At 58.7% G+C, this 18,991-nt stretch carries 22 protein-coding genes; 13 read left to right on the top strand and 9 right to left on the bottom strand.

The genetic code is table 11. The annotated features are described in order from the left end of the window. The first annotated feature begins 121 nt into the window (after nucleotides 1-121). Nucleotides 122-484 (top strand): DUF427 domain-containing protein, encoded by a 363-nt coding sequence (locus KVQ74_RS22565; protein WP_217833587.1) that lies wholly within the window; start codon nucleotides 122-124, stop codon nucleotides 482-484. A gap of 64 nt (nucleotides 485-548) precedes the next feature. Here the strand turns inward: KVQ74_RS22565 and KVQ74_RS22570 are convergent, their stop codons facing one another. Then, on the bottom strand, nucleotides 549-2,171 hold the full coding sequence (locus KVQ74_RS22570) for an MFS transporter (RefSeq protein ID WP_217833588.1): 1,623 nt from the start codon (nucleotides 2,169-2,171) through the stop codon (nucleotides 549-551). Between the two features lie 99 nt (nucleotides 2,172-2,270). Then, nucleotides 2,271-3,917 (bottom strand): GMC family oxidoreductase, encoded by a 1,647-nt coding sequence (locus KVQ74_RS22575; RefSeq protein WP_217833589.1) that lies wholly within the window; start codon nucleotides 3,915-3,917, stop codon nucleotides 2,271-2,273. Nucleotides 3,918-4,050: 133 nt separating this feature from the next. On the opposite strand from KVQ74_RS22575, the gene KVQ74_RS22580 reads away from it, so the two are divergent. From KVQ74_RS22580 to dapF, 3 genes are all read left to right on the top strand, one after another. Further along, nucleotides 4,051-4,935 (top strand): LysR family transcriptional regulator, encoded by an 885-nt coding sequence (locus KVQ74_RS22580; RefSeq protein ID WP_217833590.1) that lies wholly within the window; start codon nucleotides 4,051-4,053, stop codon nucleotides 4,933-4,935. Nucleotides 4,936-5,067: 132 nt separating this feature from the next. After that, nucleotides 5,068-5,991 carry a tetratricopeptide repeat protein gene (locus KVQ74_RS22585; RefSeq protein WP_217833591.1) on the top strand — a complete coding sequence of 308 codons (924 nt, stop codon included), beginning with the start codon at nucleotides 5,068-5,070 and terminating at the stop codon, nucleotides 5,989-5,991. A gap of 93 nt (nucleotides 5,992-6,084) precedes the next feature. Further along, nucleotides 6,085-6,900, top strand: a complete 816-nt coding sequence (gene dapF / locus KVQ74_RS22590; protein WP_217833592.1) for a diaminopimelate epimerase — start codon at nucleotides 6,085-6,087, stop codon at nucleotides 6,898-6,900. On the opposite strand, the gene KVQ74_RS22595 is transcribed toward dapF, so the two are convergent. Continuing rightward, nucleotides 6,886-7,869 (bottom strand): LysR family transcriptional regulator, encoded by a 984-nt coding sequence (locus KVQ74_RS22595; RefSeq protein ID WP_217833593.1) that lies wholly within the window; start codon nucleotides 7,867-7,869, stop codon nucleotides 6,886-6,888. The two genes, dapF and KVQ74_RS22595, sit on opposite strands and share 15 nt — an antisense overlap. Before the next feature lie 132 nt (nucleotides 7,870-8,001). On the opposite strand from KVQ74_RS22595, the gene KVQ74_RS22600 reads away from it, so the two are divergent. Beyond that, nucleotides 8,002-8,532 (top strand): 4-hydroxylaminobenzoate lyase, encoded by a 531-nt coding sequence (locus tag KVQ74_RS22600; protein WP_217833594.1) that lies wholly within the window; start codon nucleotides 8,002-8,004, stop codon nucleotides 8,530-8,532. A 365-nt stretch (nucleotides 8,533-8,897) separates the two neighbouring features. Beyond that, entirely contained in the window at nucleotides 8,898-9,311 is a 414-nt protein-coding gene (locus KVQ74_RS22605; protein ID WP_217833595.1) for a hypothetical protein, read from the top strand. Nucleotides 9,312-9,638: 327 nt separating this feature from the next. On the opposite strand, the gene KVQ74_RS22610 is transcribed toward KVQ74_RS22605, so the two are convergent. Continuing rightward, nucleotides 9,639-10,076 (bottom strand): hypothetical protein, encoded by a 438-nt coding sequence (locus tag KVQ74_RS22610; protein ID WP_225930135.1) that lies wholly within the window; start codon nucleotides 10,074-10,076, stop codon nucleotides 9,639-9,641. Nucleotides 10,077-10,305: 229 nt separating this feature from the next. Here KVQ74_RS22610 and KVQ74_RS22615 point away from each other — a divergent pair, with 229 nt between their 5' ends. Beyond that, complete coding sequence (locus tag KVQ74_RS22615) at nucleotides 10,306-10,776, top strand: hypothetical protein (RefSeq protein ID WP_217833597.1); 471 nt, start codon at nucleotides 10,306-10,308, stop codon at nucleotides 10,774-10,776. 81 nt (nucleotides 10,777-10,857) lie between these two features. On the opposite strand, the gene KVQ74_RS22620 is transcribed toward KVQ74_RS22615, so the two are convergent. The 3 genes from KVQ74_RS22620 to KVQ74_RS22630 all read right to left on the bottom strand — a co-directional run bounded on the left by KVQ74_RS22620 (nucleotide 10,858) and on the right by KVQ74_RS22630 (nucleotide 13,209). Beyond that, nucleotides 10,858-11,337, bottom strand: coding sequence for a hypothetical protein (locus KVQ74_RS22620; protein WP_217833598.1), 480 nt, complete (start codon nucleotides 11,335-11,337; stop codon nucleotides 10,858-10,860). A 160-nt stretch (nucleotides 11,338-11,497) separates the two neighbouring features. Then, a complete protein-coding gene (locus KVQ74_RS22625) occupies nucleotides 11,498-12,601 on the bottom strand; it encodes a DNA alkylation repair protein (protein ID WP_217833599.1) in 1,104 nt (367 codons plus the stop codon). Between the two features lie 2 nt (nucleotides 12,602-12,603). Next, entirely contained in the window at nucleotides 12,604-13,209 is a 606-nt protein-coding gene (locus KVQ74_RS22630) for a glutathione S-transferase (protein WP_217833600.1), read from the bottom strand. A 411-nt stretch (nucleotides 13,210-13,620) separates the two neighbouring features. Between KVQ74_RS22630 and KVQ74_RS22635 the strand changes: the two genes are divergently transcribed. The 3 genes from KVQ74_RS22635 (at nucleotide 13,621) to KVQ74_RS22645 (ending at nucleotide 16,172) form a co-directional block, all read left to right on the top strand. Continuing rightward, nucleotides 13,621-14,025, top strand: coding sequence for a TraR/DksA family transcriptional regulator (locus KVQ74_RS22635; RefSeq protein WP_217833601.1), 405 nt, complete (start codon nucleotides 13,621-13,623; stop codon nucleotides 14,023-14,025). Between the two features lie 606 nt (nucleotides 14,026-14,631). Continuing rightward, nucleotides 14,632-15,855, top strand: a complete 1,224-nt coding sequence (locus KVQ74_RS22640; protein WP_404822725.1) for a methyl-accepting chemotaxis protein — start codon at nucleotides 14,632-14,634, stop codon at nucleotides 15,853-15,855. 113 nt (nucleotides 15,856-15,968) lie between these two features. Continuing rightward, a complete protein-coding gene (locus KVQ74_RS22645; protein WP_217833603.1) occupies nucleotides 15,969-16,172 on the top strand; it encodes a hypothetical protein in 204 nt (67 codons plus the stop codon). Between the two features lie 6 nt (nucleotides 16,173-16,178). On the opposite strand, the gene KVQ74_RS22650 is transcribed toward KVQ74_RS22645, so the two are convergent. Both KVQ74_RS22650 and KVQ74_RS29340 read right to left on the bottom strand, forming a co-directional pair. Further along, on the bottom strand, nucleotides 16,179-16,415 hold the full coding sequence (locus KVQ74_RS22650; protein ID WP_217833604.1) for a DUF2789 family protein: 237 nt from the start codon (nucleotides 16,413-16,415) through the stop codon (nucleotides 16,179-16,181). 64 nt (nucleotides 16,416-16,479) lie between these two features. Further along, nucleotides 16,480-16,680, bottom strand: coding sequence for a hypothetical protein (locus KVQ74_RS29340; protein WP_225930138.1), 201 nt, complete (start codon nucleotides 16,678-16,680; stop codon nucleotides 16,480-16,482). A gap of 496 nt (nucleotides 16,681-17,176) precedes the next feature. On the opposite strand from KVQ74_RS29340, the gene KVQ74_RS22655 reads away from it, so the two are divergent. The 3 genes from KVQ74_RS22655 to KVQ74_RS22665 all read left to right on the top strand — a co-directional run bounded on the left by KVQ74_RS22655 (nucleotide 17,177) and on the right by KVQ74_RS22665 (nucleotide 18,974). Further along, nucleotides 17,177-17,626, top strand: coding sequence for a hypothetical protein (locus tag KVQ74_RS22655; protein WP_217833698.1), 450 nt, complete (start codon nucleotides 17,177-17,179; stop codon nucleotides 17,624-17,626). Nucleotides 17,627-17,631: 5 nt separating this feature from the next. Then, nucleotides 17,632-17,829, top strand: coding sequence for a hypothetical protein (locus tag KVQ74_RS22660; RefSeq protein WP_217833699.1), 198 nt, complete (start codon nucleotides 17,632-17,634; stop codon nucleotides 17,827-17,829). A 128-nt stretch (nucleotides 17,830-17,957) separates the two neighbouring features. Further along, the gene (locus tag KVQ74_RS22665; protein WP_217833605.1) at nucleotides 17,958-18,974 is read left to right on the top strand and encodes an ABC transporter substrate-binding protein; all 1,017 of its coding nucleotides are present in this window, start codon (nucleotides 17,958-17,960) and stop codon (nucleotides 18,972-18,974) included. Nucleotides 18,975-18,991 lie beyond the last annotated feature (17 nt).

Consider the following 18,991-nt stretch of genomic DNA (forward strand, 5'->3'; position numbering starts at 1 on the left):
GGGCGGTGTTCCGATGAGGGGCTTTGGAAGTTGGAATCAACCGTTCAGCCGCGAACCCGGCGCAATCGCAGCCCATGAGTTATACCTGAACCGGTCTCTTTGCCGTATTCAGGAGAAACCGATGAAACGCCCAGGCCCAAGTCCCGTCATCGCCCTCGAAGAACTCTCAGGTTGCCTGCTGGTGAAATTCCACGGCATCCAGGTCGCGGCATCCTCCCATGCGTTGATCCTCAACGAAGCCAACTACCCCCCGGTGTACTACGTCCCGCGCGAAGACATCGACGAAAAATACTTCGCCCGCACCGACCACACCAGCTACTGCCCGTACAAGGGCGACGCCAATTACTTCACCTTGCAGGTGCCGGGGCACGAGAGTGCGAATGCGGTGTGGACCTACGAACACCCGAAAGTCTCGGTCGCGGCGATTCGCGACTACGTGGCGTTTTATCCGGATCAGGTGAAGTTTGAGGTGATCAAGGACTGACGGCAGCGATACGACATTGAGGCGAGGGTGTCAGCCACCTCGCCTCAACGGTGTTCAGCGGATCTCAGTTCTTGTCCAGATCAATATTCTTCGTCTCACGCAGACAAATCATCCCCACCACCAGGCTCACCCCGGTAATCAAGACCGGATACCACAAGCCGTAAAAAATATCCCCGGTGTATACCACCAGCGCGAACGATACGGTTGGCAGGAAACCGCCGAACCAGCCGTTGCCGATGTGGTAGGGCAGGGACATCGAGGTGTAGCGGATGCGGGTCGGGAACAGTTCGACCATCAGCGCCGCGAGCGGGCCGTAGCACATGGCCGAGATGACGATCAGCGCGACGATGAGGGCGACAATCATCGGTTTGTTGATCTGCTGCATGTCGGCCTGTTGCGGGTAGCCGGCCAGGGTGATGGCGCCGCGCAGGGCGGCTTCGTCGAAGCCGTCGAGTTTCACGTCGCCGACGCTTACCTGTACGGCGCTGCCGGCCGGGGCGGCGGCGCTTTCGTAGGGCAGGCCCTGCTTGACCAGGAAGGTTTTGACCTTGTCGCACGGGCTGTCGAATTTGGCCTTGCCCACCGGATCGAACTGGAAGGTGCAGGTGCCCGGGTCGGCCGTTACGGTGATCGGCGCCTGGCGGCTGGCCTGGTCAATCGCCGGGTTGGCATAGTGGGCCAGGGATTTGAAGATCGGGAAGTACAGCGCCGTCGCCAGCAGCAGGCCGAGCATCAGCACCGGTTTGCGCCCGACCTTGTCCGACAGCCAGCCGAAAATGATGAAGAACGGCGCGCCGATCACCACACTGATAATCAGCAGGCTGTTGGCCACCGCCGGGTCCATTTTCAGAAACTGCGTGAGGAAAAACAGCACATAAAACTGCGCGGCATAGAAGGTCACCGCTTGCCCGGCGTTGATGCTGAACAGCGCAATCAGCACCACTTTGAGGTTTTCCCATTTGCCGAAGGATTCGCGGATCGGCGCCTTGGAGGTCTTGCCTTCCTCTTTCATTTTCAGATACGCCGGCGACTCGTGCAGGCTCAGGCGAATCCAGGTGGAAATACCCAGCAGCACGATCGACAGCAGGAACGGAATGCGCCAGCCCCAGACCTCGAACTGATCGCCGGTGAAGTAGCGGCAGGCGAGCACCACCAGCAGCGACAACAGCAGGCCGAGGGTCGCGGTGGATTGAATCCAGCTGGTGTGGAAACCGCGTTTGCCGATCGGCGCGTGCTCCGCCACGTAAGTTGCGGCGCCGCCGTATTCGCCACCGAGCGCCAGGCCCTGGAGCATGCGCAACAGCACCAGAATGATCGGCGCGGCGATGCCGATGCTGGCGTAGGTCGGCAGCAGGCCCACGGCGAAAGTCGCCACGCCCATCAGGATGATCGTGGCGAGGAAGGTATATTTGCGCCCGATCATGTCCCCCAGTCGCCCGAACACCAGCGCACCGAACGGCCGCACGATGAACCCCGCCGCGAACGCCATCAGCGCGAAAATGAACGCCGTGGTGTCGTTGACCCCGGCGAAAAACTGCTTGCTGATCACCGCCGCGAGGGCGCCGTAGAGGAAGAAGTCATACCACTCGAACACCGTCCCCAGGGACGAGGCGAAGATGACTTTGCGCGTATCGGGGCTGGCGTCCGCGCTGAGCGTGGCGGCCATGGGCTGAGCGTGTTCTGACATATCGGTATCCCTCACAGTGATTGTTTTTGTTGTTCCACTGGTGTTGCGTTTCCGGGTAATGCGCGATGTCCGTGAAGCTGATGCAGGGTTTTTCGGTTTCTACAGGGTATGGGCCAGTTCCTGTTTCGCCGTGATGGTTCTTGTGTCCGGGTTGAGGATCAGTTGCGCCGCTTTTTCGGCAATCATCAGCGTAGGCGAACAGGTGTTGCCCGAGGTGATGCGCGGCATGATCGAGGCATCGGCGATCCGCAAACCGGGCACGCCATGCACGCGTAGTTGCGCATCGACCACCGCCTCGGCGTCGTTGCCCATGCGGCAGGTGCCGACCGGATGGAAAATCGTCGTGCCGATCTTCGCCGCCGCTTCGTGCAGTTGCTCTTCGCTTTGCAGGCTGGTGCCGGGCAGGTACTCCACCGGTTTGAACGCTTGCAGGGCCGGGGCGCTGACGATGCGTCGGGTCAGGCGGATCGCGTCGGCGGCCACGCGCAGGTCTTCGGGATGACTCAGATAATTGGGTTGAATCAGTGGCGCGGCCTGCGGATCAGCGGAACGAATCTCCACCCGGCCACGGCTCTGCGGACGCAAATCGCAGACCGACGCGGTGAACGCCGGAAAGCTGTGCAACGGCTCGCCAAAGCGTTCCAGCGACAACGGCTGGACGTGATATTCAAGATTGGCCGACGTCTGTTCCGGCCCCGAGCGGGCGAACGCGCCCAACTGACTCGGCGCCATCGACAGCGGCCCGCTGCGGTCATACAGATAGCGCAGGCCCATGCCCATCTTGCCCCACACGCTGCCGGCGATCTGGTTCAGGGTGCGGGCGTTTTCCAGTTGATAGATCAGACGCAGTTGCAGGTGATCCTGCAGATTGCCGCCGACCCCCGGCAGCTCATGGCTGACACCGATGCCGAGGCGTTCCAGCAACGGACGCGGGCCAATTCCGGAACGCTGCAAAATGCTCGGCGAACCCACGGACCCCGCGCACAACACGATCTCCTTGCGCGCCTTGAAGCGCTTTAGCTGACCCTGGCAACGCGCGCTGACTGCCGCTGCGCGACCGTTGTCGAACAGCACGCGATCCACTTCGACGTCGGTCAGCACCGTCAGATTGGCCCGGTCGCGAATCGGCTTCAAAAACGCCTTCGCTGCGTTCCAGCGCACGCCGGCCTTCTGGTTGACCTGAAAGTAGCCGCAACCTTCGTTATCGCCCTGATTGAAGTCATCGATGCTGGCAATGCCGCTCTGTTCGGCGGCGCTGCGGAAGGCGTCGAGAATCGGCCATGACAGGCGCTGACGCTCAACCCGCCACTCACCCTGGTCACCGTGAAACTCGGCGGCACCGGCAAAGTGGTTTTCGCTCTTGATGAACAGCGGCAGCACGTCGTTCCAGGCCCAGCCGGGATTGCCCTCGGCCGCCCAGCCGTCGTAGTCGCTGGCCTGGCCGCGCATGTAGATCATGCCGTTGATCGAGGAACAGCCGCCGAGCACCTTGCCGCGCGGGTAGCTCAGGCTGCGGCCGTTGAGGCCCGGTTGTTCTTCGGTCTTGAAGCACCAGTCGGTGCGCGGGTTGCCGATGCAGAACAGGTAACCCACGGGGATGTGAATCCACGGATAGTTGTCGCGCCCGCCGGCCTCGAGCAACAGCACGCGCTGTTGCGGGTCCGCCGACAGTCGATTGGCCAGCAAACACCCGGCCGGCCCGGCGCCGACCACGATGTAGTCGTATTCATCAAGGGAAGTCTGCATTCCCTGACCTCGCTTCTTGTTTTTGTTGAGGGTCATCCTAGTTGTTAGCTTTCGTTAAAAGAATGTTAGTTTTTGCGCAGCCGCTGTGCGTTTTCAAACAGCGTTCGTTGACGATAGCCGACAAGGACAAGCGATGTTCGACTGGAATGACCTGCGGTTCTTTCTCGAGTTGCAGCGCAGCGGCCGATTGCTCACCGCCGCGCGCCGGCTCAACACCACCCACGCCACCGTGGCGCGGCATATCGAAGCCATCGAAAAGAGCCTCGGCACCGCGCTGTTCGTGCAGCACGCCCAGGGCTACGAAATGACCCCGGCGGGGGAGGCGCTGCTCAAGCACGCCGAGGCCATGGAAAACGTCGCGCTGCTGGCCCAGGAAGAAATCACCCAATCCACCGCGCCGCTGGGCAAGATCCGCGTCGGCGTCACCGAAGGCCTCGGCGTGATGTTCCTCGCCAGCCGCATGATCGGACTGTTCGAGCGTTATCCGGGGCTGGAAGTGGAACTGGTGGCGGTGCCGCGCTTCGTCAGCATCCTCAACCGTGAGGCGGAAATCAGCATCCACCTAGAACGCCCGGCGGCCGACATGCTGGTCACCCGCAAACTCACCGACTACCGCCTCGCGCTCTACGCCAGCCGGGCCTACCTCGACCACGCGCCGCCGCTGCGCAGTCGCGAAGACCTCGGCCGTCACGCCTGGATCGGCTACGTCGATGACCTGCTGTTCAGCCAGGAACTGATGTTCCTCAACAGCTTCTGCCGCAACCCGCGCGTGGTCTTCCACAGCACCAGCGTCATCGCCCAGCAGCAGGCCGCACGCTCGGGATTGGGGATTGCGGTGCTGCCTTGTTACATGGCGGCTGGCGATCCTGATCTGGTGCCTTTATTGCCGGAGGAGGGCATCGAACGCAGTTACTGGATCAGCACGCGGCGTGAGCTGCACAAGTCGGTACGGCTGCGGGTGGTCTGGGATTATGTGGTGGGGTTGTGCGAGGCGGAGCGCCGTATGCTGCTTGGCTGATCCCAGCCTCTTTGGGGAGCAACGCTTGGCCTTCGCCAGCACGCCCACTCTCACTCTCACAGGATTCATCGCAGGCTCATTTTTTCTCGATAGCGGCCGATGATGTTCGAACGATTTCCACGGATGCACTTCATGAACAAGGTTGTTGCCGTACTCTCGCTCACCGCCCTCATTGCGGGTTGCAAACCCTTCGGCGGACCCAACCCGATTGCCGTTGAATACCCGATCTTCCATTGCTTTCCTTATCTGGAACGGACATCGCTCAGCGAGCTTGAGCTCGACGACCTCCGTTATTACGCCCGTCGCGACAACGGCTGCAAAATGGTCCTCGGCAAAATCTACGAGTTTGGCCGCGCCGTGCCGCAGGACATCCCCCGCGCCAAAGACATTTATCTGTCCGTCGCCGAGGATGACCCTCAAGCCTACGGCCGCCTGGGCGTCATGGCGGAAGAAGGTATTGGCGGGCCGGTGGATCTCGTGGCGGCCAGAGATTTTTATCAGCGTGCCGTTGCCAAACCCGGCAATACCGACATCGAACTCAAACTGGCGCAGTACATGGAGGAGGGCAAGGGCGGGCCGCAGGATCTCCAAGGCGCGCTGACCCATTACTTCAACGCCAGCACTGCCGGCGGCGAAACCTCCTGGAAAGGCCTCGAACGACTGCGCGACAAGGGCGTCGTCATGACCATCGAGCAGCAACAGCGCTATAACAATGTGTTTGTCAGCAGGGTGAAGGTTGGCCTCAGGTTAAAGATGAAGGGCATTGAGAAAGCCTTCGAAAAGGTCATCACACCGGCTACCGCCGGGAAAACGATCCAGGTACAGCTGGAATACAGCCCCGGTTCGCTGGTGCCGGCGATTTCTCTGCGGGAAAGTTCAGGCAATAAAGATTTCGACCAGCAAGCACTGCAGGGCTTCAGCGATTACCGATTCCCCGGCGTTCCAATCCTGCCACCGGAGCAGAAAACCTATCAGGCCATCGCGATGGTCAGGACCGACGGCAAGACCCCGATGCAGCGCTTCAGAGACGAAAGGGCGGCGGCCAAAAACAACTGAGCTGTTGAACGCCAGGTGTGACTGGCCGGTGTGGCAGCGTGGAAACCGGAATAGCACTTGGCGACTTCCAAACCGTAATTCAAGGATCGATCGATGCCCATCAGCTTTCATAAAATGCATGCCAATGGCGATGACTTCATCGTGGTGGATGCGCGAAATACCACCAGTCCAGTCACCTCTGAACTGGCCCGGCGAATGGGCGATCGCCACCTGGGCATCGGCTTCAATCAAGTGGCGGTATTGCTTGATTGCGAGGACGCCGACGCGCGCCTGGTGTTCTGGAACGCCGATGGTTCGCCACTGGACGTGTGCGGCAGCGCCACTCGCGGCGCGGCGGACAGGCTGATGCGCGAGGCCAACCGGACGTCGGTCACCCTGCGCACCAACCGTGGCCTGCTGACCTGCGAGCGGACGTCAGCCGAGCGAATTTCCGTCGCCATGGGCCAGCCGCTGTTCGGCTGGTCGGAGATTCCCCTGGCCCGGGAAATGGACACCACGGTGCTACCCCTGGCCGGCGCGCCCGCCGCCTGTAGCATGGGCAATCCCCACTGCACGTTTTTCGTCGACGACCTGAGCGCCATCGACATCGCCACCCTCGGCCCGACGCTGGAAACCAACCCGCTGTTTCCCCTCAAGACCAATGTGCATTTCGTCCAGATCATCGACCGCCAGCATATTCGGTTGCGCATCTGGGAGCGCGGCGGCGGCATTCCGCTTGGCTCCGGCTCGTGCTGTTGTGGCGCGGCGGTCAACGGTATTCGACGTGGCTTGCTCGACAATAGCGTTGAGGTCGAGTGCGATGGCGGAAGCGTGACGGTGCAGTGGGATGGGCGAGGATCGGTTGTGCTCAGTGGGCCGGTACAGGCCGTTTTCTCGGGAACCATCGCCGACAACTTATTGCGCGGCTGAGGCTGTGCAGGATGTCACCTCGACCACTTGGCGCGCAGCACTTGCCAGAGTTTGGCGCAACCAGGCATGCCCGGGGTCGCGGGCCTGACGTTCATGCCAGACCATTTGCACGGCGCGTGGCGGGGAGGGCCAAGGCAACTCAAACCCACGCAGATTTCCCGATTGCTCGAACAGCTTCGCCAGGGAGGCCGGCACGATCGCCGCCATGTCCGAACCTGCCAACAGACTGGGGATGGCCAGAAAGTGCGGCTGAATCAGTTTGAAATTCGGTGATTGGCCAATCGAATCGAACGCCACCGTCAGTGCGTTCCGGTCGAACATTTCCATGCGCCGCGTCAACCCGCGCTCGGACAGCGAGCCTTCCACCGAACCGCCAGTGGATACCGCCAACAACGGCAGCCCGGCCAGCGCCGCCAGCGTGATGTCGCTGCTCGCCAACGGGTGATCCGCGTTCAGCACTAATTGATCCACCTCTTCGAACAACACCTGTTCGCGCAGCCGATGGGGCAGGCTGGAGAAGCAACCCAGCGCAATATCCACCCGACCCACGTCGATCTGCGCGGTCAAGTCGATCCGGCTGGCGGGCACCACGGTGATGCTGGCCTGCGGCGCATCGCGTGACACCGCGCGCAGAACATGCGGCAACACCACCGCTGTCAGATGGTCGGTGGCGGCAATGCAGAACTGCCGGTCGGTGGCGCCGGGATCGAACTCACTCAGCCCCACCGCGCGCTCAATAGCCATCAACGCATCGCGCACCAGCGGCGCCATCTCCAGCGCCCGCACCGTCGGCTCCATGCCGGCGACCGTGCGCACAAACAACTCGTCATTGAGCAACGAGCGCAGGCGCGACAGCGCATGACTCACCGCTGACGGGCTCAGATTGATCGCCTCACCGGCTCGCAACACATTGCGCTCGCGGATCACCGCGTCGAACACCCGCAGCAGATTCAAATCCAGATTTCTCATCGCCCATCCCCGATTCTTGACCCCACATGCACACCATGCATTTTCAATGTGCCGATATTGCACTTCCGGAGGTTCGATCGGGAACGCAAAAATCACCTCACGTCATTCACATCGAAATGCCTGAGGTGATACATGCTCAACGAGCGCGAAACACTGATCGAGAAAACCGTCGCTTTCCTTGCCACGATCAAAGACAGGACCCCCGGGCCGGACATGGAAAACTGGCTCAATACCCACCACGGCCCCGGCACACTGCTGTACGAAGACTTGGCCCGACTCATCAAGTCCGGCGTTGCCAACGGTTGGGCCGCCGACCAGCAAATCAGCGGCCCGCATTACCGCCGAAGCCGCTTGATGGAGCCAAGCGAGCAAAACCATTTCTTCAGCCTGACCACCGTCTACATCGACCCGCGCGAAGGCCGTCGTGCGCCCGAACACACCTTTCGCGGTGACTACCACCTGCACCCCTATGGTGAATTCAACCTCGTTGTTCCGCTGGAACCCGACGCCGCGCTTATGGGGCCACAGGGCTGGTGCCATGCTGGCTGGACCGCCCCGGCGCCGGGTAGCCACCACTATCCCGAGGTCAGGGGAGGGGCGTTGATTGCGTTTTTCTTTCTGCCGTCGGGGCGGATTTCCTACGACATTCAAGCGCCGAAATAGATCATCTGCCCGACGCCGATTTCCTTTCGTGGGAGTGGGCTTGCCCACGAAGACGTCCGTTCCTTCACCACATCACGCCAAGGGTGAAAACGATACGTTATTGAGAAATAAGTTCATCCTGTGGCTCATAAAAAAATAGTCATTTCGAGCAGAAACTTAGTTTCAGGTGCCCAGTCTGTATGAGTAATGGCAGGCTGCCACCCGCTAAGTAGGTAATAGGTTAAGTTTTAGTATGTTTGTTATTGAATAAGGAGCGCTATCCACTCAATTTTCATTTTTGTTGCGTGCCAACACCTTCGATCACCTGGGTGTGGTCGAGTGGTTTAATGATTTTTCAGTGATTGAGTTTTCTCAGGGATTTTTTCATGAAAATTAAGGTTGCTTTGTTGGGTTCGCTTTTGTTCATTACACCTGTATATCAAGCCTTGGCGGATAGCTGCAGCGCCAATCCCTACGGTGGCCAGAACTGCAGCTATGACGATGGAACAACATCGACCAGCAGCAAGAACATTTATGGCGGAGTAGACACCCGCTACAGTAACGGCCTAACTTCGCAAAGCAGTGCCAATCCTTATGGCGGCTATGACACCCGATACAACAATGGAACCACCTCGACCAGCAGCAGGAATATTTATGGCGGGGAGAATACCAGTTACAGCGATGGTCGTACGTCGCAAAGCAGTGCAAATCCCTATGGTGGATATAATACGACTTACAGTAATAGAAACTCGTCGCAGAGTAGTGCAAATATTTATGGTGGGTTAGATACGCGGAATTAGAGTCGCTAGAAGTCCTTGGGAACGAGAAATGGCCTCGATTGGTAACAGTTGAGGCTGTTTTATATTTGAAATCAAAGTTTTGGTAAGGATTGTCGCTCTACCTGTTCGGGATCGGCTTATGACTCAAAGGGAACGGATCTATTTTCTGAAAAATAAATCCGTCCTCATTAGTTAGAAGTTGGTGGGCTTCATGCTTCCAGGAATAATGGGCAGCGTCAGTTCGGCCTTGGTTTCCATTTTTGACGTACCGCATACGGCCAGAAGCAGTGAGTCACCAAGGCACGCCGCTATGTACGCCCGGCCCCCATCATTTGATTACAGAAATACTCAACGCTTTATTCCGCGAGCAACGTTTCCGCAATCCAGCAGCAAATCATCCAGAAATGGATTGATGTCCTGTAGTTCCATCAGATCGAGCAGCTCTGCGGCGGCGGTTCTTATCGCTCGCCACTCGTCATGCTCAAATATCAACCGATCGTGACAGTAGAATGCAGCCTCAGTAAGGCTATTGCATCGTTCCCAAAGGTCTCGCAGCCGTGTATTGATCTGAGCTGGTAACGCGCTTCCGCAGACTGTAAGAACTTCGTTCAACGGAAGGATCATCTGTGACCATGTTTCACACGCAGGGCAATCCGGGATGGTTTTCTTCTGTATATCCGATGTCAGTGCGAGGAACTCAAGAGCCGGGAATGCCTCGCACACCGCAAGAACACGTTTGTGTTCATCTTGGCCGTACCATTCCCACAACGTAGTGGCGAAACCCATCATGAAGCTCCAAAATAACCTGTCGACCTATAGCCATCAGTGGGCAGATTCAACTTTACCAGTTCACTCTTGCGTAGGTCGAATGGCTACTTGAGGTGGAAAGCGGCCGTTGATGAGTGACCGCTTTCGGCCAGAAGCGGACGTTCGCTAGCGACCGCGAACGGCTAGGAACGGTCATTCATCAGTTCCTGCTAAAATTCCCGTCATTAGACAGCCAGGCCTCTAGACAATGAATCCCCCACTCACGATCAACCCGAAAGATGGTTCTATCCATATAGCATTTGCCGAATGTAACTTTTTAATCGAAAAAACATTTACCTCCGATACCATAGCGGCTCCACTGGCGCAGCTCTTCCGATCCGAGCGAGATCACAAAAACGGATACATGTGGCGAACGTATCATGGAGTCAGTATTGAAGGTGTATTCGGTGGTTTTGATCTTTGCTTCCATTTTGGTCGACTGACTGCAATCCATATTGGCGCGGTTGTACCAAGCTTGGAAACTGAAAACGGCTGGCCAACGAGAAAGTCAATTGAACTAGAAGTGAACTTTCTAAAAAGCTCACTCAGGCGACAGCTGTCCCGCTCATTCCTGACGGATCTGGAAAGGTTTTCATGGGGAAGCGCTTGGGCAACATTTGACGAGAAAGGATTCTCGGCAAGTGCTGGAATAAGCTATGCGCCGACATCACATACCTAAGCACTAGCATCCACGTGGTGGAAAAACAAAGGAAAAGGGCAACTGATATTAGCGCCATTGCTTGGACAACCATCGCACTCTTCAGAGCCTGTGGAGATTCAGGCATGCCTTTACGTGCGCCGTCAGTCCATTGAAATCTTCAAATATCAAATCCAAATAGCCAGGATTCGTCCTTTCGAGGTACTGCCAGACGGGTAGGTTCGCATTCGCTGCCAGTCGATTGTGCAGACCGGAGCGCTCAAGGCAAATCATCCAGTTGGTACCTGGCAATGGTTCTCTGACATGGGCGATCAGCAACCAACGCTCAAAACCCTCATAGCTTGAAACGGCGGCCTCCAAGCGCTTCATCGTGGCATCGTCTTCCTTTTCGAAACGAAAGGCCACCCGTGGCTGGCCGCCAGGAGTTTCTATCAATTCTCGTCCATTCCAAGTATGGGCTATCCGCCGACTGTATCGCCTCCACGCGAGTGCGCCCAAATCCTCAAGTATGTTCAGCAGTTCACCTTCGGGAAGCTGTATTCGCGAGATATCGCTATCGGTCATCTTTCTTGGGTCCAACATTTGATTTCTCGTTTTTTACATGGTGTAAGACGGAATGCAAGTCGTGGTTGTATCTTTTGCTCAACAGCTAATGCAGGCGCGATTTTTTGCAGACGGTAGCTTTTGGTCAATGTCAGCTTCTGGCCGGAAGCAGCCTTCGATAGATCCACCAAAATCGCTACTACACAACAATACTAAAACCACTTCCCCCCATCACAACCCCATTAACCATCACCGTCACCTCATGCCGCCCGCCATAATGCTTCCTTGTCGTAAAATCCCGAATCACCTGACTCCGCTTCATCCCCTCAACCCCAAATCCCACCAAATCCATCCCCTTCAACTTGAACACCTTCCTCGAAGTCCCGCCATTCCCCTTCACATAGTCAATCGAATAATCAATCACCAACCGCTGCGCCTCGGGCACCGTGGAGCGCACGGTAAACGACAACGTAATCGTCTCTCCAAGCCGCACCTCCGCCGGTTCCACCTTCACATCGATCAATTCAACCTCAGGCTTCCCTCCAGCCCCAATCACCGTCAGCGCCCGTTGATCGCCCTGTTTAATCAAATTCCGCAACGCATGCCTGGCAATCCACGCTGTGTGCTTGTTCCCCAGGTCCCAGCCTTCAATCGTGTCCAGCACCCATTCCGGGTGTTCCTTGGTCACGTCATTCAGGTGGTTCGCCACGGATTTGCGCACATAGAGGCTGTCGTCTGCTTTCAAGCGGTCGAGGATTCCCGCTGCCAATGACGGATCTGCCTGCACCGGTTCGAGGCGAAACGACCAAGGCAATCGCGGGCGGCTGCCTTCGCTGGCCAATCGGCGAATGTGGTGGTTCTCGTCGCGGGTCCAGTCGTGCATGTGTTCAAGGGTGCGTTCGAGGTCGGTGCGCAGGAAGTGGCGGATGGCGAACTCGGAGGAGCCGAAGGTGGTGAAGTATTTGAGCGCGTCCATCGAGCGGTCGAAGTCGTGGGCGCCGTAGCTGGCGACGTAGTGCGGCAGGCTCATGGTGACGAAGGCGCTGTTGAGGCGCGGGGCGAGGGCGTGGAGGATTTGTAGGGCGTCGGCGTAGTCCGACGGCAGCACGGCGTGCAGGCTTTCGCTGACGCGGGCCAGGCGTTGCATGATCGACAGGTCGGCGAGGCCGTGGTTGGCGTGTTTAAGGAAAGACTTGGCGTTGAATTCCGGGTACACGGCGCGGGTTTCGTCGGCGATGTGTTGCAGGCGTTCGGCGTTGAAGATTTCTTTCAGCGCCGAGGCGGCGGTTTCGTTGGCGCTCATGGTCAGTTCATCGGGGTGCTGGTGAAGGCTTCGAGGCTTTCGGCGTACGCGGTGTATTGGGCGATGCGCGGGAAGCGTTCGGCGCTGATCTGGTCGGGGACGACGAGGCCGGTGAAGCTCCAGGCGACGGCGAGGGTGATGCCGTCCTGGGCGAGGCTGCCGTCGGTGGGCAGCGGTTGTTGGCTCAGTTCGTGTTCGAGGGCGGTGAACGCGGCGGCGAGTTGGCTTTCGACGCGTTCGACCCACGGCTGGTATTGAATCTCGGCCGGGCGCAGGTTGCGTTCGTAATAAAGCTGCACGGCTTTTTCGCAGGCGGCGAGGCCCAGGCCGATCAGGCGCAGGGCTTTGCTGCGTTGGCTCAGGTCGCTGGGCAGCAGGGTTTTGCCGGACAGGGCTTCGAGGTAGTCGAGGATCAGCGTTGAATCGATGAGGACTTCGCCGTCGTCGAGAACCAGGGTGGGCGCTTTAACCACCGGGTTGATCTGCTGGAAACGCTCGAAATGACGGAATACGGACACCGGGTCATGGTCCAGTGTGATCCCCAGGCGTTTGGCGGAGATGGCCACGCGGCGTACGTAAGGGGAGTCGAGCATGCCGATCAGTTTCATGACGCGTTCCTTCAAGTCGAACCGGGGGAGGGCATAACGTAGCTGAGGTTGTGGGGATTGTCAGTGGGCGAAAGCGATATCCTCGGGCGAGGGTTGAATGTAAAGAATTGCGACAAACCGCCGCGTATTAGCCGTTTGTCTTCTATATACAGCCGCTCGGCTGAATTTCTTGCTATAAACGCACTCCGATGAGCGCCGTGAAGCCTGTGTCAGAGCAGTTTCCGGGCTTTGTCGGACAAATTCCCGGTATTTACAGTTGCTGGCGCCTCAAACGGGCCTTAGACTGCCGCCCCTTCGTAAATTGAGTGCCGGGTGGCGTTTGCAATAAACGATGCCTTTTCGACAACCGGACACGGTTTGCCGGAACGCTCCCTAATTCGCCTTAATGCACGTTTTTTTATAGAGATATCAATGACAAAGGACAAGTTGCTGGCCATGCCGGCAGATGACTACATGAACGCCGAGCAGCACGCTTTCTTCACCGCGCTGCTGCAGAACATGAAAGTCGAAACCCATGAGCGCATTGAGCAGAACCGTATCGCTATCGAAAGCCTGGACACTCCGGCTGACCCGGCGGACGCGGCATCGGTCGAAGAAGAGCGCACCTGGCTGGTGAACGCGATCGATCGCGACCAGCGCATGCTGCCGCAGCTGGAACAGGCCCTTGAGCGCATCAAGGAAGACAGCTTTGGCTGGTGCGACGACAGCGGCGAGCCGATTGGCCTGAAACGCCTGCTGATCAGCCCGACCACCAAGTACTGCATCGAAGCTCAAGAGCGTCACGAGCAGATCGACAAGCACCAGCGTCAGGCCTGATTTCTTGCGGTAACCCATCAAAGTGGGTTGCCCCGAAAAGATCGCAGCCTTCGCTCGCTTCCATTGAGGCGGGCGAAGGCTGCGATCTTTGCTTTTGCTCGTCTGCAAGATGCTTGCACCGTTCCATTGATCTGCTGCAAACCCCACGACTAACGGACCATGGATAATGGCGCTGTAGTGGCGTTTAATGCAGCCACAACAATGAGAAACGCGTGGGGTATCGAAATGACGAGAGATGGATCTCTGGTTGCGGCTCTGCCTGCACCAGTTGTTTTGCCGAAGAATCGCTGGCTGGCGCCGAGCCTGCAAAGTGTCGCCCTGATGCTGTTGCTCGCCGGCATGACCCTGGGCGGCTGGTCTTTATATGTCGGCATGCCGCTGGCGGTGCTGATTGTCTGGCTGCCGCGTCTGCGCTCCCGCGCCATTCCCGAGGCGCAGCCTGTCGATAGCGGCAGCGCGATTGCCGAACTCACCCGAGATCTTTCCTACACCACCAGTCATAACGCGCTGTCGGCGGCGGGCGTGGCGTTTTCCGTCAAGGAACTGGCCAGCAAGCTGCAATCGCAACTCGACGCAGCGGCGCAGATCGTCAGCAACGCCGAGGTGATGATCGCCACCGAACAGGCCACCTCGCAGCTCAGTCGTGAAGCGCTGGGTGCGGCCAGTGAGGCCCATCACAGCAGCGCGGCGGGGCGTACCGAACTGGTCGACTCGATCTCGCGCATGCGCCAGCTCAGCGAGCGGGCCAATGCCAGCCGCGAGTTGATCGAAGCCTTGAGCCAGCGCAGCGACGATATCCAGCGCGTGACCCTGGTGATTCAGTCGATCGCCAGCCAGACCAATTTGCTGGCCCTGAACGCGGCGATTGAAGCGGCCCGTGCCGGCGAGCATGGTCGCGGTTTTGCCGTGGTGGCGGACGAGGTGCGCGGCCTGGCGGCGCGCACGGCGTCGGCGACTGGTGAGGTCGGCGAGATGGTCGCTGACATCCAGCAACGCACCGCGCAGGTGGTGGAGCAGATTCGTCAGCTTTCCGATGACTTGCACAGCGGCGTCGAGCAGGTCGAACACACGGGCGAGCATCTGGAAAACATCGCGCGGCTGGCGGCGGGAGTGGAGGGTCAGGTCGGCGAAATCGCCCGTGGCGCGGAGACTAATCGCGAGCAACTCGACAGCCTGTTCACCGCCATCGAGCAGATGCGCAGCGATCTGGCGATCAGCGATCAACAGACCCGGCGCCTGGCCGAGGCGGCGGTACAGATGGAAGGGCAGGCGGAAACCATCAGCGAACGCCTGGCGGAAGTCGGGCTGGATGACTATCACCAGCGGGTCTACGATCTGGCACGGGAAGGGGCGGCGCAGATTGCCGCGCGTTTCGAGGCGGATGTCGATCAGGGCCGGGTCAGTCTCGAAGACTTGTTCGACCGACAGTATCAAGCGATTCCCAACACCCAACCGGCCAAGTTCCAGACCCGTTTCGACCGCTACACCGATCAGGTGCTGCCGGCGATTCAGGAACCGTTGCTGCCGCGTCATGAGGGTCTGGTGTTCGCGATTGCCTGTACGCAACAGGGGTATGTGCCGACCCACAACCAGATCTTCAGCCAGCCGCTGACCGGCGATGCGCAGGTCGATACCGTCCACAACCGTACCAAACGCAAGTTCGCCGACCGTACCGGCATCCGCTGCGGCAGCCATCAGCAACCGGTGCTGTTGCAGACCTACACCCGCGATACCGGCGAGCTGATGCACGATTTGTCGGTGCCGATCATGGTCAAGGGCCGGCATTGGGGCGGCTTGCGCCTGGGCTACAAACCGGAAAACCCGCGCTGAGGCATTGTTGCCGGATCTGCAATTGAGCTGTGCAGCGGGGTCGGTGTTTCCTGTTGACCGAACTCATTAACATGCCTACTTAGTTAGGTAGCTAATGAAATCGAGAGGTCAACATGCAAAGCAGAGTCGATGTTGCCGTGATGATCGGCAGTGGTGTGCCCGCCGGACTGCGTGCGATGGGGCAGAGCGTCTGCTGGGTGGTGCTGCTCAATGGCGAGCGGCGAGGCACCGCATTCGCCAGTCGGGTCGAGGCTGAGGAGTGCAAGGCTGCCTGGCTCGCGCAATTGAACGCCGGGCCGCGCGACAGCCTGCACTGAGCGGATCTACTGGCCGTCGTGCAGCCGCACGTTGAGCTCATCCACCATCACCGCTTCTTCGCCATCGGCGCGCAGCCATTCCTTGAGTAACTGGGCCTGTTGCGGGGTCCAGAAATCGGCATCGATCAGTTTGGTTCCGGGATCCAGCGGATGGGCGCCGATGAAGTCGTCGATGGCCGAGCCTTCGGACGGCAATCCCAGTTGATCGAACAGGGTTTTCAGATCATACGCAGGCAGTTCCATCATGTGCTCCTTGTGGCGGGCGCCGGGATGGCGCGAACAATCACTCCCTTTATCTGAGGCAGGCTCAGGCCAGGAGTTCGATCCGGGCTTCAAGAGAACGGGCGAGGGCACAGGCCTGGTTGTGGTCCTCGCGGAAACCTCTTACACGTCCCGTCGCCGTTTCCTTGATGTGAAAAAAAGCGATCCCGGCCGGCACCACTTGAAACAGCGGTGGTCTTGTACTTTGGTTCGGTGGCGACGGTTCATGCCGGGGTGACAAATGCATGGCGCAGGTGTGGTTGGCTGGGGTGCCGGCAGGCAAAAACAGATGTGTCAGGGTACACATATGAAGTCCTTTTCATGGATTGACCCGCATTTACAGGACGCTGCGGGTAGTCGTGACCCACATCGCTGCTCTAGAATCGCCAACACCTGTTGACGACATGGCGTTATCTAAAGCAATTTTTTGCCGGCGATATGTCGGAAAAGTGATTTTCTCGGTGAGTTTTTTCCCTAAAGTTTGAAGTCAGTTTCCTCTGGCCGCCCGTGAGGCGTTTTCCTTCAACGCGCGGCGAACGTGATTACAGGTTTCGTGAGTGGCATTGCAGTAGTCTTGTGCACCTTCGCGCAGGCTGAATGTTCGGCTCACTTCAGGCTTTTATTTGAGTTTTTGGCAGCAACGTCTGGCCGTGCAACGTGCCGTTTTTCTGCCGTGCGCGCTTTCTGTGCGCGGCACTCTTTTCAGCTGTGGGGATGTACTTTTGGCAGTCAGTAATCTGGATATGCATGCTTTGTTCGTGCTGGGTGATTTGCGGGCAAAGCTGGTCAAGCAGTTTCAATCGCGTTTTGTTTACGTCACCGAACAGAACCCGGAAGGCATTTACGTCGCCGAGATCGATACCGAATCGGCCCTGGTGGTCGATGACAAGCCGGGCCTGAAGCTCAAGGTCGGCGATCATTTCAGTGCTTCGGTGCTGCCCAGCCGTGAGGGCGGCAAGTTCGACATCCGCTTTCGCGAAGTCAAACTGACGGTGTACGGCCTCGGCGACTATGCGTTTGTCACCACTGCCGACGGTCACGGCATCGTGTTCCGCGAAAGCCATAACGTGGTCACCGTGTTCGCGGCCAACGAGCAGTTGAAGGAAGGCCTGACCAAAACCCTGAAAGCCGTCACCGCCAAAGCCGCCAAGTGGCGCAAGGGCGAACTGGTCACATTCAAGGCCAGTGAGTGAGCGCTGTGAGCCGCGCCGATTTCCACCTGCAAAACCTCGACAGCGCACGCGAGGAAGCCCGGCGCCTGTTCGCGGCGAAGGCCGAACGGCAAGGGGCGTGGCTGGGTTGGGTCGCCTCGCAGATTTACGCGTTGCGCCCGGCGGAATACGCCAGCATGGTCAGACGCGAGCTGCAACGCTTGCAGGAAATGTCTGAAAAGTAACCTCGTCCGGGGCATCGCCCTGAAAAAGCAGGAACCTCGTCTACAGTCAGTTGACTGAGTATTCAGAGGCTTGCGGTCTTCCATCAGGCCATCCTGCTATTGCTGTGAACAGCACGAGGTGCAAAAGCATGAACGGATTTCGACGGTTGCTGGCCGCCTGGCTAGCCACATTGAGCTTGCTGGCAGCGACACCGGCGGTGAATGCGGCCACCACGCCAATCCACTTTGCCGACCTGAACTGGGAAAGCGGCAGTCTGATCACCGATGTTCTGCGGATCATCGTCGAGAAGGGCTACGGGTTGCCGACCGATACCTTGCCGGGCACTACCATCACCCTGGAAACCGCGCTGGCCAACAATGACATTCAGGTCATTGGTGAGGAGTGGGCCGGGCGCAGTCCGGTATGGGTCAAGGCGGAGGCCGAAGGCAAGGTCGCGAGCCTGGGCGATACGGTGAAGGGCGCTACCGAAGGCTGGTGGGTGCCGGAGTACGTGATCAAGGGCGACCCGGCCAAGGGCATCAAGCCGCTGGCGCCGGACCTGCGCAGCGTCACTGACCTGAAGAAATACAAGGACGTGTTCAAGGACCCGGAAAACCCGAGCAAGGGGCGTTTCCTCAACAGCCCGATCGGCTGGACTTCGGAAGTGGTGAACAAGCAGAAACTCACCGCCTACGGACTCCAGGATGACTTCACCAATTTCCGCAGTGGCTCCGGCGCGGCGCTGGATGCCGAGATCAGTTCGTCGATCCGCCGGGGCAAACCGGTGCTGTTCTATTACTGGTCGCCGACGCCGCTGCTCGGCAAGTTCAAACTGGTTCAGCTGGAAGAGCCACCCTTCAACGCCGAGGCCTGGAAGACCCTGACCGACGCCGATAACCCCAACCCGCAACCGACCCGCTCGCTGGCTTCGAAGCTGTCGATCGGGGTGTCTGCGCCGTTCCAGAAGCAATATCCGGACATTGCGGCGTTTTTCAGCAAGGTCGACTTTCCGATTGAAGACTTGAACAAGGCTTTGGCGGACATGAGCGACAAACACACGCCGCCCCGGGAAGCAGCGGAGATGTTCATGAAGACCCATCCGAACGTGTGGCAGGCGTGGTTGCCGAAGGATGTGGCGGATAAGGTGGCGGCTGAACTGAAATAGGTGCGCTGAGCTTTCGG

This window comes from Pseudomonas botevensis (genome assembly GCF_019145475.1).
GTDB classification, from domain to species: Bacteria; Pseudomonadota; Gammaproteobacteria; order Pseudomonadales; family Pseudomonadaceae; genus Aquipseudomonas; species Aquipseudomonas botevensis.

Bases quoted from the DNA above. Each gene is read 5' to 3' on its own strand.
- KVQ74_RS22600 (WP_217833594.1), top strand. From the start codon at position 8,002: ATGCTCAACGAGCGCGAAACACTGATCGAGAAAACCGTCGCTTTCCTT.
- KVQ74_RS22635 (WP_217833601.1), top strand. From the start codon at position 13,621: ATGACAAAGGACAAGTTGCTGGCCATGCCGGCAGATGACTACATGAAC.
- KVQ74_RS22575 (WP_217833589.1), bottom strand. From the start codon at position 3,917: ATGCAGACTTCCCTTGATGAATACGACTACATCGTGGTCGGCGCCGGG.
- KVQ74_RS29340 (WP_225930138.1), bottom strand. From the start codon at position 16,680: ATGCATTTGTCACCCCGGCATGAACCGTCGCCACCGAACCAAAGTACA.
- KVQ74_RS22615 (WP_217833597.1), top strand. From the start codon at position 10,306: ATGAATCCCCCACTCACGATCAACCCGAAAGATGGTTCTATCCATATA.
- dapF (WP_217833592.1), top strand. From the start codon at position 6,085: ATGCCCATCAGCTTTCATAAAATGCATGCCAATGGCGATGACTTCATC.
- KVQ74_RS22655 (WP_217833698.1), top strand. From the start codon at position 17,177: ATGCATGCTTTGTTCGTGCTGGGTGATTTGCGGGCAAAGCTGGTCAAG.
- KVQ74_RS22595 (WP_217833593.1), bottom strand. From the start codon at position 7,869: ATGAGAAATCTGGATTTGAATCTGCTGCGGGTGTTCGACGCGGTGATC.
- KVQ74_RS22605 (WP_217833595.1), top strand. From the start codon at position 8,898: ATGAAAATTAAGGTTGCTTTGTTGGGTTCGCTTTTGTTCATTACACCT.
- KVQ74_RS22585 (WP_217833591.1), top strand. From the start codon at position 5,068: ATGAACAAGGTTGTTGCCGTACTCTCGCTCACCGCCCTCATTGCGGGT.
- KVQ74_RS22665 (WP_217833605.1), top strand. From the start codon at position 17,958: ATGAACGGATTTCGACGGTTGCTGGCCGCCTGGCTAGCCACATTGAGC.
- KVQ74_RS22570 (WP_217833588.1), bottom strand. From the start codon at position 2,171: ATGTCAGAACACGCTCAGCCCATGGCCGCCACGCTCAGCGCGGACGCC.
- KVQ74_RS22620 (WP_217833598.1), bottom strand. From the start codon at position 11,337: ATGTTGGACCCAAGAAAGATGACCGATAGCGATATCTCGCGAATACAG.
- KVQ74_RS22650 (WP_217833604.1), bottom strand. From the start codon at position 16,415: ATGGAACTGCCTGCGTATGATCTGAAAACCCTGTTCGATCAACTGGGA.
- KVQ74_RS22625 (WP_217833599.1), bottom strand. From the start codon at position 12,601: ATGAGCGCCAACGAAACCGCCGCCTCGGCGCTGAAAGAAATCTTCAAC.
- KVQ74_RS22580 (WP_217833590.1), top strand. From the start codon at position 4,051: ATGTTCGACTGGAATGACCTGCGGTTCTTTCTCGAGTTGCAGCGCAGC.
- KVQ74_RS22645 (WP_217833603.1), top strand. From the start codon at position 15,969: ATGCAAAGCAGAGTCGATGTTGCCGTGATGATCGGCAGTGGTGTGCCC.
- KVQ74_RS22640 (WP_404822725.1), top strand. From the start codon at position 14,632: ATGATCGCCACCGAACAGGCCACCTCGCAGCTCAGTCGTGAAGCGCTG.
- KVQ74_RS22565 (WP_217833587.1), top strand. From the start codon at position 122: ATGAAACGCCCAGGCCCAAGTCCCGTCATCGCCCTCGAAGAACTCTCA.
- KVQ74_RS22610 (WP_225930135.1), bottom strand. From the start codon at position 10,076: ATGGGTTTCGCCACTACGTTGTGGGAATGGTACGGCCAAGATGAACAC.
- KVQ74_RS22630 (WP_217833600.1), bottom strand. From the start codon at position 13,209: ATGAAACTGATCGGCATGCTCGACTCCCCTTACGTACGCCGCGTGGCC.